The sequence below is a fragment of the Methanomicrobiales archaeon genome, assembly GCA_030019205.1.
GTDB lineage: Archaea > Halobacteriota > Methanomicrobia > Methanomicrobiales > JACTUA01 > JASEFH01.
The window spans coordinates 17,130-31,085 of sequence record JASEFH010000011.1 but is presented as its reverse complement, the minus strand read 5'-3'; the positions used below and the strand labels follow the sequence as shown (position 1 = coordinate 31,085).

The 13,956-nt window shown below is 64.4% G+C and carries 13 protein-coding genes; 4 read left to right on the top strand and 9 right to left on the bottom strand.

Translation table 11 applies throughout. The annotated features are described in order from the left end of the window. Positions 1–147: 147 nt before the first annotated feature. A complete protein-coding gene (locus QMC96_07590) occupies positions 148–1,173 on the bottom strand; it encodes a DUF3821 domain-containing protein (protein MDI6876616.1) in 1,026 nt (341 codons plus the stop codon). 427 nt (positions 1,174–1,600) lie between these two features. On the opposite strand from QMC96_07590, the gene QMC96_07585 reads away from it, so the two are divergent. Next, entirely contained in the window at positions 1,601–2,110 is a 510-nt protein-coding gene (locus QMC96_07585; GenBank protein MDI6876615.1) for a hypothetical protein, read from the top strand. 110 nt (positions 2,111–2,220) lie between these two features. On the opposite strand, the gene QMC96_07580 is transcribed toward QMC96_07585, so the two are convergent. The 8 genes from QMC96_07580 to QMC96_07545 form a co-directional block, all read right to left on the bottom strand. Beyond that, entirely contained in the window at positions 2,221–2,373 is a 153-nt protein-coding gene (locus tag QMC96_07580) for a hypothetical protein (GenBank protein MDI6876614.1), read from the bottom strand. Positions 2,374–2,739: 366 nt separating this feature from the next. Further along, complete coding sequence (locus tag QMC96_07575; GenBank protein MDI6876613.1) at positions 2,740–3,972, bottom strand: hypothetical protein; 1,233 nt, start codon at positions 3,970–3,972, stop codon at positions 2,740–2,742. A 268-nt stretch (positions 3,973–4,240) separates the two neighbouring features. Beyond that, positions 4,241–4,621, bottom strand: coding sequence for a rubredoxin (locus QMC96_07570; GenBank protein ID MDI6876612.1), 381 nt, complete (start codon positions 4,619–4,621; stop codon positions 4,241–4,243). Positions 4,622–4,814: 193 nt separating this feature from the next. Further along, complete coding sequence (locus QMC96_07565; protein ID MDI6876611.1) at positions 4,815–4,994, bottom strand: hypothetical protein; 180 nt, start codon at positions 4,992–4,994, stop codon at positions 4,815–4,817. A 309-nt stretch (positions 4,995–5,303) separates the two neighbouring features. Next, the gene (locus tag QMC96_07560; GenBank protein MDI6876610.1) at positions 5,304–7,700 is read right to left on the bottom strand and encodes a protein kinase; all 2,397 of its coding nucleotides are present in this window, start codon (positions 7,698–7,700) and stop codon (positions 5,304–5,306) included. 23 nt (positions 7,701–7,723) lie between these two features. Continuing rightward, positions 7,724–8,524, bottom strand: a complete 801-nt coding sequence (locus tag QMC96_07555; GenBank protein MDI6876609.1) for an FHA domain-containing protein — start codon at positions 8,522–8,524, stop codon at positions 7,724–7,726. Between the two features lie 678 nt (positions 8,525–9,202). Next, positions 9,203–9,790 carry a MarC family protein gene (locus QMC96_07550; protein ID MDI6876608.1) on the bottom strand — a complete coding sequence of 196 codons (588 nt, stop codon included), beginning with the start codon at positions 9,788–9,790 and terminating at the stop codon, positions 9,203–9,205. Between the two features lie 71 nt (positions 9,791–9,861). After that, positions 9,862–10,047, bottom strand: a complete 186-nt coding sequence (locus tag QMC96_07545; GenBank protein MDI6876607.1) for a hypothetical protein — start codon at positions 10,045–10,047, stop codon at positions 9,862–9,864. A gap of 384 nt (positions 10,048–10,431) precedes the next feature. On the opposite strand from QMC96_07545, the gene QMC96_07540 reads away from it, so the two are divergent. From QMC96_07540 to QMC96_07530, 3 genes are all read left to right on the top strand, one after another. Next, the gene (locus tag QMC96_07540) at positions 10,432–11,874 is read left to right on the top strand and encodes a sodium-dependent transporter (protein MDI6876606.1); all 1,443 of its coding nucleotides are present in this window, start codon (positions 10,432–10,434) and stop codon (positions 11,872–11,874) included. Positions 11,875–12,124: 250 nt separating this feature from the next. Beyond that, positions 12,125–12,493 carry a hypothetical protein gene (locus QMC96_07535; protein ID MDI6876605.1) on the top strand — a complete coding sequence of 123 codons (369 nt, stop codon included), beginning with the start codon at positions 12,125–12,127 and terminating at the stop codon, positions 12,491–12,493. A gap of 192 nt (positions 12,494–12,685) precedes the next feature. Beyond that, a complete protein-coding gene (locus tag QMC96_07530) occupies positions 12,686–13,870 on the top strand; it encodes a cation:proton antiporter (GenBank protein MDI6876604.1) in 1,185 nt (394 codons plus the stop codon). Positions 13,871–13,956 lie beyond the last annotated feature (86 nt).

Here is a 13,956-nt window from a genome sequence, read left to right as displayed (position 1 = left end):
GGGGAGTGCACCCCCGCCCCGACAGGCGCGATCAGCCCGGATGCTCACCGGTGGACCGGGGGTCTCCGGTCGGGTTTGGCTCCGCCTGCAGGGATCCAGGACGCCGTCAGCCGGAGTCCTGCCGGGGGTATCGCGTCTGCCCCGCTTTCACCGCCTCTTCAGCGCAGCCCAGATCATGGCCGCGCAGACGCCGATGACGCCCAGGAGCGGCATGAGCGGCGCCTGCGTGGTGGGGGGGACGGTCGTCTCGGTCGCGGGAGGCGTCGTCGGCGGCGTGGTTTCGGCTGTCGTCGGCAGCGTCGCCGGCGGAGTCGTGGGCTCCGTGGTCGGCGGCGGAGCGGTCTCCGTCGGCGTCGTCGGACTCACGGTGATGGTGACGCCCGGGCGGCCCCGCACCGTAAAGTTCACGACGTTGGAGTCCTGCGCATAGTCGGCGAACTCCTGCGGGGCCCTCCAGCGCGCCTGGAAGGTGTACGTGCCCGGTTCGAGGCCGGAGAGCGATACCGCACCCGCCCTGCCGGGATCGTCGGTGTAGAACCGCGAGGCGCTGACATTCAGGCCGCTCATATCCCTGCCCCCGATCACCGTGGTCTCGGCGCCCCCGGGCCGCAGGAATACGATGTCCACCTGCGCCGGATAGGTGTTATCGATCCGGTACTGGGTTCCGACCCTCGGGGAGGTGATCTCGAAGGCGATCAGGGTCCCGCTCGAGATGGTGAGCCCCTGCACGGAGTCCTGGTGGTACGGAGCGGCGAGGACGACGTCCAGGGCAAGGCGGGGCTCCTGGATGTCCACGTGGACCGGGACCCCGTCCCCGCTGCGAATGAGCCCGGATCGGTTCCAGGCGTAGTAGATCCCGTACGTGCCGTCCACCTCGAACTCCAGCAGTTCGAAGTCGCCCGGATCGTCCACCGGGATCGTCCTGTCGATAACCTGCCGCGAAAAGTCTCTGTAGTGGACGAGGGAGGCGAGATCGTCGCCCGCGCCGCCGAGTGCGGCGAGGTTCAGCCCTCTCTCGTGCACGAATACGGTATCCCCCGGCTGGATGTCCTTTATCGTCGGTCCCCGTGCCGCTGCCGGCAGAACCAGGACCACGACGGCGAGCAGGACTGCCAGTGCGACGCAGCCCGTGCGGATCCCCCGCGCATCCGGCGTCCATCCCCCCTCGGGCACGCGCCGCCCTCCTCTCCGCCCTGATCCGATCCTTCCCCTCGATCGGGGACCCGGTGGAATGCCTGCCATGTACGATCTCCCCCTCACGGTTTCGAAGGCACTTCTGCGTGAAATAATTTAAGATTTTCGCCATCGACGGATTGCGACGAGGAGAAACAATGCGGCCCCCCGCCCGGCACGGGGAGCAATCCGTGCGGGTCCGAAGGGCAGGCGCGCCCTCGCCGCGGGAGGCGGACGCGAACGGCGATCCGCCGGACCCGGAATTCTTTTCAGGCCATTGTTTTTCTCGCTATGAACCCGGATATCGGTCAGGATATGGAACACTCTTCCTGCCATCATAACGATAATTCGAAAATGACTAATAAGGGTTCGGGTAAATGTACGTACAACCATGGGGCTTCGGGCAGACGCATCATCCGGCCGAACCTTGCGCGAGCGCACGGATCACTTCATCGGCCTGCTCAAAGGCTACGACGGCTTCAGCCTCTTCAGGGAACGGCTTGCCCGGGACGTGGACTGGATGCTGGCCATCTCGCTCGGCTCCCTCCTGTGGGCGTTCGCATGGCTCTGCACGGGGGCGATCTCCCCCGGATCGGCCAATCTCTCCCTGTTTCTTCTGGTGATCGCGTTCTTCTCCCTGTCGGCGATGCTCTTTGCCATATACCGGGCCACCCTGTTCATCGTCCAGGTTCTGCTGGAGGGGGCGGTCGGCTCCGTCGATCGGGTGCAGGACCGATCCTTCCTCCGGCGCCAGCGGAGCGTGCGGGGCCTCTACCACGATGCCTACGCCGCCCTGGACGGTGCGGTGGCGCTCTGGTGGAAGGCGCACCGCATCGCCGTAGCAAGCGCGCTGATCGTGATCCCCGCCTTCTGCTTCTACGTCCTGGGACTGGCCTTCCTCGCCGGCTGCGTGGCGTGCCAGGTGATGCTCCCGTAGCGAAGGGAGGGGCAACCCGGGCGTCCTGCGGGTCCCGGAGGAGGCAGGATCGAAGGAGGACGAAAATCAGTGGTCTGCGTCCAGGATTATGGGCGGAGAAAAGGGCAATCCTACCGGAACAGGGATCGCAACTCCCGTATCTTTTCGAGGGCGGCGTCCCTCTTGGCATAATCTCCCGCTTCGTGCGCCGCCGCGGCGATATCCGCCAGCTGCATGATCAGGAGGAACGTCTGTTCGTCGTCGAGAATCGATCGCGTTGCCATGATCCGCCCCCAACGGTGGATACTATACGTTTCCTTTCGGCATATACAATCCTTCCCCTGATCGGGCGTCTGCGCGCCGTCTTCGTCATCCGAAAGATTCCTCTTCCCGCCGGTGGGGGTTGTAAGAATCCCCCCAGAAGAAGGTTGAGGGGGGGGTACGGGGGGTTCTTACGGTAGGGTATAGAGATGTGTCCGATGGTGTAAGGGACTTGACCACACTCGCAAAACACTTACGGCAGTAGTGGCAGGGCCCTCGTGCGTTGGGGGAGGTGGTCCCAATCCCGATCCCTGATTGAACTTTATATTATTTATATTTTACTATTTGTAGATACAGATAAGAAACAGGATTTTATTGATTTTAAATTGTTACCGGCGCTTCCGCTTCGCCCGTTGCGGAGCAGCAGCGGGAATCGCTGCCGCCTCCTTCGCGCCGCGTGCATCCCCGGACTGCGCCTCCTGGAACCCGACAAACGCGTCCAGGAGGTCCTTCGTGATGCGTGCACCCAGGTTCGGGCGGAGCGACTCCAGCCAGAGGAAGAACCCCACCTTGTTCGGGGTGTAGCGCTCGAACTTGAAGGTGCCGCCCTTCGACTTCACCATCTTGAGGTACTCCTTATCCTTCTTCGAGCGCAGGTAGATGATCGGGTCGAAACCGGGGAGATCCGCCGCCAGGACGACCTTGGAGAACTCGTTGCTGAGGCAGTCCAGGTTGCAGTCTCTCCCCCGGATCAGGATCTCGTACTCCTGGTCCAGCATGCGGATCGCAGAGGGGTACAGGGCTCCGAAGAGGATCTTCTTCACGAGGAGCCCCGCGGGATCCGCATTCTCCGGCAGCTGCGGGGAACCCGATTTTGCGATGGTCCGGAGCACACGCTCACGCTCGATATCGTGGAGCCGTTTGTAGTCGAACTGCCGCAGCGGCCCGATCTCGTGCACCGACACCAGTTTGGGGTGATGCGCCGGCTTGCGGGGAATGTTGCGGATCTCGAACGGGCGGAAGCAGGTCTTGATCTCCCCGCAGGACTGGGTGTGGATCAGGATGTTGTCCGCCTCCTTCATGAGGCGGCGGACCGCGACGATGCGGGAGATGTCGACGGACGATATCAGGATGAACGGGACCGTCTCCTGCCCGAACAGGTAGCCGAGCAGCCTCTTTTTGTAGCGGATCTCGTCCCCGAACTCCTTCATGTCCAGGGGGGAGGTGACGATCTCGCCGAAGGCGATGCGATCGTTCCGGTCGATGAGCATCAGGTCGAACTCCGCCAGATCCTGGCCGTTGCCCCGGATATTGATGTCGCCCAGACGGGAGTAGAAGAGCCCGTTCTGCCCCAGCTCCACCTTCTGGCGGATGTGCCGGGCGTCGGCCCCCTTGCGCACGACACCTTTGATCAGGTCGCTCTGGAGGGCGAGTTTAAGCACCATCTCGTAGACGATCGCCTCGTACCACCGCCCCTCGGCCGTACGCATGGGTTCGACGTCGGCCGAGAAGAGCTTCCTCCTCTCCGGCTTGGACAGATGCCGTGCCGCCCGCAGCGTGATGTCGCGGTCCGGCTGGATGCTCTGAAAGTTATTCTCCAGCCATTCGACCATTTTCAGCATGGTGCTACCAGAATCCGGATCAAAACCGCATCTCTCCCGTCATGGAGGCTCTTCCCGTCCAAAACTGCCTGTTTATATACTCAGGTCTGACAGTACTTATGCATTTCTGGAGCGGGGGAAGGGGGAACCGGGCTCTCCCGGGGACGGGCGGTGCGATCGGGTCCGCCATCGGGATCCCGGGCGCAGAGATCGGGAAGGCGGCCGGGCTGGCCATTCCGGCGGGGGGAGATCCGGCGGTTCTCCGCATCGAGCCCTGCTTCCGGCGGACCTACACGTCGAGCGGTTTGAAGTACTCCTTGCCAACCTTGCCATAGAACCCGGTGATTTTGGGATCCAGGCCGCAGACCGGGCAGGTGTAATCCCGGGGCAGGTCCTCGAACTTCGTGCCGCGGGGAATGCCGTTATGCGGCTCGCCGCGGCTCTCGTCGTAGATGTAGCCGCAGACGTCGCAGATGTACCGCGTGGGGACCCAGGGATCGAAACCCCATGCGCCGACTCTGCCCTTCCCCTGCTGACCGCAGACCGGGCAGACGTAATCTTCCGGCAGATCCTCAAAGCGCGTCCCGGGCGGGATGCCGTTATGCGGCTCGCCCCGGAGGGGCGAGTAGATGTAGTTGCAGACCCTGCACTTGTATCTCAAGGCTTCCATCGTCGATCCTCGCTGACTCTTGCTTCGTGCAGGGGGCTGGTTCGGCGCACGGTATCATATACGTTGCGGAAGGCGGCAGCAGGGCCCCCTCTGCGCCCTCTCCGCCATCGACGGCGGGAGCCTGCCCGTCGGGACGGGTCAGGGGTTTCCCTGTACGCGCTCCCCCTCCCGGAAAAAAGAGCGCCTGCCGCGATCAGGCGCTGGCTCGCTGTCTGCTGATCCCCTCTCTCAGCTCCTTGATCTTCCCCAGCGCAGCATCGCGCTGGCGGAAATCCCCCCGCTCATGCGCTGCCGTGGCCATATCCGCGAGCTGCATGACCATCACGATCGTTCTCTCCCTCTCCAGGGCTTTCCTGGACACCTTGGACACCATACCCATCATTATTCCGTCAATCTGCCTATATAAATACTTTATTTTACCTCTTTCGGGAAATCCACCTCTTTCCTGCCTCCCCTGATTTTTCCGAATGCAAAACGGGACTTTTTTCGATTCACGAAGGCGGCAACCGCAGGCAAACACAGCGGGGAGCTCCCCCTGCATGCGCCGTCGGAGAGATCGGCGGGACCCGATCCTCTCCGGCGCGGTCATGTTATCCATGCCGCACGGGATGCGCCTCCCGTGCATCCCCGTTCCGGCGGACGGGTCCCGGGCGGGATAGCGCGGCGTCCCTGCATCGCCCGGCTACGCACCCTCCGCATCGCGGACGCAGCCCTCCAGATCCCTCAGGAGATCCTCTGCCGACGGGTAGCGCTGCGCGGGATCCTTCTCCAGGCACCGCAGGATGACCGCCTCGACGCGCTCAGCCTCGGGATTGAGGCGGGAGGGCGGTGCAGGGCGGTCGTGCAGGATGGACGAGGCGATCTCCGCGATCCCCTCTCCCCGGAAGGGGAGCTGCCCCGTCACCAGCTCGTAGAAGAGCACGCCCAGCTGGTAGATGTCCGTGCGCGCGTCCGTCCTGCCGTACTCCCGGGGCGCAATCTGCTCGGGGGCGGCATACGGAAGGGAGAACCCGGTCAGGGTCGATGCCCGCTCGTCGGCAACCGCCTTGGAGAGCCCCCAGTCTGCGATCTTCGGCTGACCCTCCGGGGACAGGAGGATGTTGTGCGGCTTCAGGTCGCGGTGCACGACACCCCGCGCGTGCGCGTAGGCGAGCCCTCCGGCAACCGCACGGACGATGCGGACCGCCCGGTTCACGGGCATGGGTTTTCTGCACGCCTCCAGCGTCATCGGCAGGTACTCCATCTCGAAGAAGGGGACGGGCAGGATGTTCGCCTCGTAGAGCTCCACGATGTTCTCGTGGCGGAGCCCCTCCCAGGCCTTGATCTCCTTCAGGAAGCTGATGCCGGTCAGCTCGTCGAAACTGATCGGGATCTTCACGGCCACCTCCCGCCCGTCGCCCGCCCGACGTGCGCGGAAGACGCGGGCGACGCCCCCCTTCCCGAGGTACTCGACGCTGGCGTACCTGCCCCGCAGGTCCGGGGGAAAGTGGGCTTTCTGCGGTTCGGGGGCTTCCGCCGCCGAGGGATCGAGGATCGTCAGCCCGCCCGGGAGCGTGGATGCAGGCGCCTCTGCCCGTGCCGGCCCGTCGGCGCCCCGGGGCTGCGTCCTCTCCTGCAGCCAGAACGAGAGAAGGGCCGATGCGAGCACCGCGCCGATATCCGGGAAGGAGAAGGCACCGCTGACCGCCGGGACCAGGAGGATCAGCACTGCGGCGGCGGCCAGGGAGAGCCCGAGGTGGATGCGCGCCACCGTCGGGAAGGGGCGGCGGCATGCTGCGGCATAGCAGAGCACCAGGGCGGACAGCGCCAGGTAGGTGAGGAGGAAGGCGGTGCCGAGGCCGACCGCGAACCCGGCATCCTGCGGAGGGCGGGCGGCGAGGGAGCTCACGGTCAGGGCGTAGAGGAGGAGGAGCGCGATGCCCGTTGCCCCGAAGCCGGCGGCGAGTATACGGGTGGACGGCCGCAGGTCCGCCACGATGAAGCCAGCGGCGCTCCTGCCGTCCCGCACGAGGACGGAGGCGAGCAGGAGCGCCGCGGCGCCCAGCGTCCCCAGGACGGGGGCGAGACCGGGAGCCGGTGGCCCGGGTGATTCCGAAGGTGTTGCGGGTGTCCCCGCGGGCTCCGCCGGGGATGGCGGCGTCGTTGCAGGGGTCACCGGCGTCGTCGGGGCGGGGGACGGCGTTGCGGCAGTCTGCGACGGCGCCGCCTCCGTGCCCAGGTACGCCTCCCAGGGTCGGATCAGGGGGTAGGCGTCCCTCCGGTTCTGCGGCGTCGCCAGGCGGGGGATCGCATCCCCTCCCCGTTCGATCGTGTAGGGGCTGTCCCCGATGCCATTGCCGTCCCCGTCCCTGCCCGAGTAATCGCTCCAGTAGTTGCCGAGCGGGGAGGTCATCGTGCGCCCGCCCCAGGGGTAGGCCAGCGCCTCCGCCGAACTCCAGTCCGAGGCGCTGGAGGCGATCGCGTTCTGCGCGTTCTCGAAGGTGTTGAGGAAGATGCGGTTCCCGGAGGATCCCGCCCCGAGGACGAGGCCGTATCCCGCATTGCCGCGCACCGTGTTCTGCGATATCCGGTTATCCGGGGACTGCATGAGGGCGATGCCCGCGTCACGGCAGGCGGAGATCGTATTCCCGACGATGCTGTTCCCTCCGGAAGATTCGAGGGCGATGCCCCGCCCGCAGCCCGCGATCCGGTTGCCGGCGATCGTGTTGCCCGACGACGAGACGGTGATGCCGTCGAAGGCGCCCCCGCCGTAGAGGCTGAACCCCTCGATCCGGCAGCCGTCGGCCAGCAGGATCATCGCCGCCGCCCGTCCGCCGGCGTCGATCGCGGGGGCGCCGTCTCCCGTATCCGCCCCCTTCAGCGAGATCGTCCGGTCCACCCGCAGGTTCTCGGCGTAGGTGCCGCTCTCCACCAGGATGGTGTCGCCGCGGGAGGCGTGATCGATCGCTGCCTGGATGCTCGCAAAATCCCCGCCTCCGGGGTTGACGGTGTACGTGGCGGCAGAGGTGGGCGGCAGGAGGAGGCAGAAGACCAGGATGGCAACCGCAGTTCTCCGCCCGCCCCCCTGCAGCGATGCCATCTCCCCTTCCCCCGTCGGCCCCTTCAGTCTGCCGCGCCGGGCTTCGAGGCGTCCGCAGGGAGGGTGAGGAGAAGGCGCACACCCTGAACGCCTCGTGAGAGTTCGAGCACGTCGCCGTCCTGCAGACTCTCCCGCCGCCCTCCCTCCACCTTCCGGTTGTTCAGGAAGGTGCCTCCGGTGCTGCCGCAGTCCTCCACGTACCAGGTGCCCTGCACCTGCAGGATCCGCACGTGCGGTTTCGAGATCCGCGTCACGGATCGGTATTCCTCCGGGAGGACCAGATCCTCTTCGTGCTTCTCGGGGTCTTCGGGATCGATCCGCCCGATACGCACGCGATCGCCCCGGATCCGGAAGATCCGCCCGTCTTCCGGTCCCCCCATCACCATCAGCGCGGGGTAGCGATCCATGAGCTCGTCGGAGACCTTTCCCCGCACCTGCCGCAACCGGTCGGTGAGATCCCGGTCGATGGCCGTGATCCGGATGTTGCTGAACAGGCCGAGGTTCCGAACGATCGCCTCCAGGCTCCCCGGCACCAGGGAGTACTCCCAGACCGGATGGATCCCCTTGCTGGTGGGTCTCCCCAGCCCCGCCTCCTTGCGGATGACGCCGATGCTCAGGAGTTTGTCAAGGTGCTTCTTCGTGTTCTCGTAACTGGTCTCGATCTCGTGCGACAGGGACCGGGCATCCCGGGGCTTCTTCTCCAGCAGTTTCAGGATCCTGAGCCTCGCGCTGCTGCTCAGGACATCGAGGTACTCCGAGAGCTCCTCGAGAAAATCGGGGTCCTCCTTGATGAGAACGGTCTCTGCCGCGCTCCGCTCGTCCATCGCGATCGCCCTGTGCCGTCCGGTAGATAGATATTTTTTAATACAATATTTATATATTTCGTTCTCGAATTTAATCCACTTTTTATGGTTAAAATGAATTGAGGCCCGAAATTCTGGTTTTTATGGGGTGGAGACGGTGTCCTGCCGGATTCACGGACAGGAGAACGGCCGGATGCCCCGCTCTTTCGCGCCGTCCTCCCGGCAGGATGACCTTCGGGGCGGCACGGCATATGCCGCCCTCCCGCAGCCAGACCGCCACGAACGCATTCTCGTGCGCTCCTGCGGGAAGGATCCGGTCCTGCTCGGATGCGGAGATCGTTTCGCTCCTTGCGCATGCCGGGCAGATCGTACCGCTGCTGCAGAGAAATCCTCTCCTGCCCGGGATGGCGAGCACCGCTTCCCCGTGCTGTCCTGCCGGCGGGAGCGGGCACGATCGGGCCCCCTCATCGAGCCCACTCTCCCCTCATTGCGATGGAAGAAATGCCGTAGAGGATCGAACAGCCGCCTTCTGCGTCTGCCTGTTACCGGTGGACCGCTGTCGGCATCGCTGCGGGCCGTCTGGACGGCTCCTTCGGCTCCGTGGAGTCCCGGACCGTCCACATGGAGGCAGCCGGATTCCCGTATCGCGGGGTGGGACGCGGACTTCCGTTGTTCCGCAGCCCTGCCCCCCCCTCCATCCTAGACGAGAGCGATGATCCCCTCCGTTATGATCTGGATGGCAATGGCGGCCACCAGCATGCCGAGCACCTTGGCCAGGATATCCGTTGCCAGCTCCCCGATCAGCCTCTGGATCTGGGAGGCGTAGCGCAGGATCAGCCAGGTGGCCAGGAGGGCGAGCGTGATGGCGACGAACGGAACGAACAGGCCGAACTCCGAGGAGAGGAGGAGGACCGTGGTGATGGTGCCCGGGCCGCAGAGCAGGGGCGTTCCGATCACCACGCCGGCCGCGTTGTGCTTGTAGCTCCGGGCGTGCGGGATCTCGATGCCGAGGGCCTCCTGCATGCCCAGGATGAACAGCAGTATGCCGCCGGCCACCTGGAAGCTGGCAAGGGTGATGCCCAGCGTATCGAAGATCAGGAAATTGAAGAAGAGAAATACGTACATCAGGAGACCTGCCACGATCACCGCGACCCAGGCCTGCTCGTTCGCCTCTTTCCGTGAGAGGTCCCGCGTCATGTCCACGAAGATGGGGACCGAGAGCAGAGGATCGAGGATGATGAAGAGCGCTCCGAAGGCGTAGACGATCGAGGGGATGATCTCCAGCATGCCAGGTAGAAAATACGTTCGTTCCAGAGATAATAGATGCGATGCCCCCCGGTTCTACAACAGCACGAACGTCAGGTTTTCTTGTCGAGGAGAATGCCCCGCACATCCAGGAGTTTGATCACCCGGAGCGGAAGGGCAAACCACTGCTGGGTGGTCTGGACGAACTGTTCGGCTGCACCTGCCGAGAGAAAACTGTCCACTATCAGGTCTTTCTGCCCGATATCGCAAACGACACAGTATACCATCGGATCTCTCACCTGCCACTATGGTAGTAAATACATAAATACATACATAAAAACTTGCCCGATCGCGATACTGTTATTTAAACGGTGCTACATACATAAATACATACAATGATTCTGCAGTGCCAGAGGTGCGGCTACCAGTGGGACTATAAGGGCAAGGCGGAATGGTACACATCATGTCCCCGTTGCCGCACCTCGATCAGAGTTCGACGAGAGAAGAAGAGCAATCCGTAATCACCACCCCTCCTGCTTCCGAACCGAATTTTCCGCGATGATCCCTCGCGGAGCCGCGGCACCGCGTCGCAGCGAAATTTTCCCCTATACCGCAGGATCGATTCTGTAACCCTTATGTATACAGTCCATCCCACGTACCTGCGGCGTCGCGGAGCAATGGCGATGGAGAGATGGTCATCCCGGCTGGGATTTCTCCTGGCGGCAATCGGATCGGCGGTAGGGATCGGGAACATCTGGCGGTTTCCGTCGGTGGTGGGCGCGAACGGAGGAGGCGCCTACCTCCTCCCCTACCTGATCGCGGTATTCCTCTTCGCGGTTCCCATGATGATCCTGGAACTCGCCATGGGGAGGCAGTTCCGGGGCAGTGTCGTCTCCGCCTTCCGTCAGGTCAGAGCCCGGTTCCACGTCCTGGGATGGCTGATCGCCGGCATCGTCTTTCTCATCCTGAGCTACTACCTGGTCGTCACGGGCTGGACGCTCGCATACTTCACCTTCGCGCTGCTGGACATTCCGCTCTCGTTCTCCGCGTTCACCTCCTCCAGCCTTCCCCCGGGATTCTTCGTCATCGCCGCCCTCACCGTCGGGCTGATCGTCTCCCTCGGCGTGCGGCAGGGGATCGAGCGGATCACGACCGTGCTGATGCCTCTCGTGTTCGTCATCCTGATCGGCATGGCGCTCTTCGCCGCGACCCTGCCGGGGTTCTCCGCCGGGCTGGCATTCTTCCTGACACCCGACTACTCCGTCCTGACCAACCCCCTGCTCTGGAGCGCCGCGTTCGGGCAGGCCTTCTTCTCCCTCTCGGTGGGCCAGGGGATCCTGCTCACCTACGGCATGTACGTGGAGAGCGGCATCAATATCCCCCGGTCCTCCCTCATCATCACCCTCGCCGACCTCTCGGTCGCACTGCTCGGGGGGCTGGTCATCTTCCCCATCGTCTTCACGTTCGGGCTGGAGCCGGCCATCGGAGCGGAGCTCGCCTTCTCCACCCTGCCCCGTGCGTTCGAGCTGCTGCCGGGCGGGCGCTGGATCGCCGTATCCTTCTTCGTTCTTCTCTTCTTCGCCGCGCTCACGTCCGCGATATCCATGCTGGAGGTGAGCGTGACGCCGCTCATGGACAGCACCGGGCTCTCCCGAGGCAGGGTGAGCGCCGTCCTGACGGCGCTGGTCATCCTCGTCGGGCTGCCCTCGGCGCTGAGCTACACCCCGCTCCAGCTGACCCTATTCGGGGCGAGAATCCTGGATATCATGGACGAGACGGTGGGAACGCTCGGCCTTCCCGTCACGGCCGTGCTGACCGCAGTCGTATTCACCTGGTTCCTCGGGAGAGAGGTGCTGGAGGTGCAGCTGGCCGGGAGCGGAAACCTGGCCCGGTGGGTCTATCCGATGGTCAAGTACGTGATTCCGGCCGTTCTCGTCGTGACGACAGCCGCCCGCCTGCTGCTCACCACCAGTCTCGGATGGGAGCTCGTTCCGGGGCTCCCCTTCATCGGGGACCTGGCCCAGGGTCTCGGCACCCTCCTGATCCTGTCCGCACTCCTGGCGCTCATTCTCATCGCCTGCCGCCTCCGCAGCTGCCGGCTGCCGGGTCTCCGCTACTTCCGGTGAGCGGGGGTGCAGGACAGGCGGGCGGTGCGCGAGGCGGAACCATCCCCACGGGCTGCGGTCTCCTGCTCGCATTTCCGATACGCAGAGGGCATTGCCGCCCTCCCCTCTACCATCAGATTCATAAACACGAAGGCAAATACTGAGAGGATAGCAAACCAGCAGCGGCGCGGCATGCCGGCTGGATTTGCCCGTTGATCGTATGAGGATGCGATCAACCCTTGGACATTCCTCACGAGAGTGAACAACCGGTATGGAATCCACTGATGATGGAGATCCTGGGCCTCATAGCTCTTTTGCCGTACTGAGCACGGTAAAGATTCCGAAGAAATCGATCGTCATCAAGACTGTCCGGGCGCAGGAGCCGTATACCTACGTCGACAGTTCTGGTAAGACGGTTTCGGGAAAGATTGGAGATACACGGGTCGAGGTGCTGAGGGAATCGGCAGACGGGATCCGCCGCATCTCCTGGCTGGAACGCGGGTGGCGCAGCAAACGGCTGCCGGCGAACTTCATGCACGCGTTCCACTACGCTCAGAGAGTGGAACAGGCACTTCGCATCGAGAGCAAACCCCTCTCGCCCGAGGTGATCGACAGGGACCTGCTCCGGCGGGTCGTCTGATCCCCGCATACCTTTTTTGACCGTATTCTCCCGTGTTCGTTCCCCGAGCGTCCGCACGGACCGATCCCGCCGCTCCCGGACGCCGCACCGATCGATCGGGCGGCATCTCCGGCGGAGTTCCGAAGGCGGAATGAGAAAATATTTGAGAATCCCCATGGCCGTAGCTATATAGCGGCAGGACGGGGGGAGAGGTTGAGTTTCGGGATGTGGGACCTGGCGCTGCTGTTTCTGTGCGCAAAGGCGGGAGGGATGGCATGCTCCCGCCTTCGCCAGCCGCCCCTCGTCGGCGAACTGCTGGGCGGTGCGGTTCTCGGTGCAGTCGTCAGCGGTCTGGCAGCCTCGGAGACCATCCGCGTTGTGTCCCAGATCGGGATCATGTTCCTCATCCTGCTGACGATGCTCTCCATCGATCTCGACACCATCGAAGGGAACCTGGAGCGGCTGATCCTCTCCCAGGTATGCACGGCCGCCGTCATCTTCCTCCTGCTCGCCCTCCTCTTCGCGCACCTCGGCCTGGATCCCGGGCTGGTGCCGGTGGTGGGAGCGGCCATCTTCGGCTCGAGCACGGTGATCGCCGTGCGATTCCTCTTCGCCCTGGGAAGGCTGAACTCCCCGGAGGGGCGGACGATCATCGGGTTCCAGGTCATGAACGGCATCGTCGAGATCCTCCTGATCGCCTCCGTTGTCAACCTGCTGCAGGCCCGCGAGTTCAGCGCCGCGCCCCTCCTCTCCCTGGGGCTGATGGTCGCGGGGACGTTTGCCGTGGCGAGCCGGCTCGGCGAACGGTTCGTCCAGCGGATGATGGCATCGGTCCAGGCGCTGCGCCTGGACGAGGTCCTGCTGGCCCTGACGCTGCTCCTGGCCTTCTCCCTGGCGGCGATCACAGAGGCGATCGGACTCACGCCCTACCTGGGGGTGATGCTCGCCGGCATTCTCGTCAGCAGGACACCGCAGGCCGGGGCCGTCTCCCGGAGCATCCGCCAGATAGGCGAGGGCTTCTTCATCCCCGTCTTCTTCGCATCCCTGGGGCTCGGCGTAACGGTTCTCCCGCTGCTGCTCAATCTCCCCTGGCTCGTCTTCCTCCTCGCGGTCTTCGCCGCCATCCGCTTCGCGGCGGCGATGGTGCCGGCGCTCTTCTGCGGCCACTCGCTCGGCCAGTCCGTCCGGGTCGCCGCCGGCATGGCGCCGATGTCCGAGTACGGCCTGCTGATGCTCGGCCTGGGGGCAGCCGGCGGGGTGCTGGACGGCACATTCTACTCCGTCCTGGTGGGCGTCTTCCTGCTGGGCAACCTGCTCTCGCCTCTCCTGATCAGCGCATCGTTCAGCGGAGGGCGCTCGCCGCACCGCAAGCCCGGAAGGCACGGGAGCCGGATATAGCGGCCCGCCTTCGGCGACGCGCGTCCGCTCTCCCTGCATGGAATCGATCCCGCGAGGCCTCTGCCGATTCCGCAGCTGTTGCCTGT

Excerpts from the sequence above, each read along its gene's own strand:
- QMC96_07580 (MDI6876614.1), bottom strand. The coding sequence starts at position 2,373 with ATGGCAACGCGATCGATTCTCGACGACGAACAGACGTTCCTCCTGATC.
- QMC96_07575 (MDI6876613.1), bottom strand. The coding sequence starts at position 3,972 with ATGCTGAAAATGGTCGAATGGCTGGAGAATAACTTTCAGAGCATCCAG.
- QMC96_07570 (MDI6876612.1), bottom strand. The coding sequence starts at position 4,621 with ATGGAAGCCTTGAGATACAAGTGCAGGGTCTGCAACTACATCTACTCG.
- QMC96_07565 (MDI6876611.1), bottom strand. The coding sequence starts at position 4,994 with ATGGTGTCCAAGGTGTCCAGGAAAGCCCTGGAGAGGGAGAGAACGATC.
- QMC96_07560 (MDI6876610.1), bottom strand. The coding sequence starts at position 7,700 with ATGGCATCGCTGCAGGGGGGCGGGCGGAGAACTGCGGTTGCCATCCTG.
- QMC96_07555 (MDI6876609.1), bottom strand. The coding sequence starts at position 8,524 with ATGGACGAGCGGAGCGCGGCAGAGACCGTTCTCATCAAGGAGGACCCC.
- QMC96_07550 (MDI6876608.1), bottom strand. The coding sequence starts at position 9,790 with ATGCTGGAGATCATCCCCTCGATCGTCTACGCCTTCGGAGCGCTCTTC.
- QMC96_07540 (MDI6876606.1), top strand. The coding sequence starts at position 10,432 with ATGGAGAGATGGTCATCCCGGCTGGGATTTCTCCTGGCGGCAATCGGA.
- QMC96_07535 (MDI6876605.1), top strand. The coding sequence starts at position 12,125 with ATGGAATCCACTGATGATGGAGATCCTGGGCCTCATAGCTCTTTTGCC.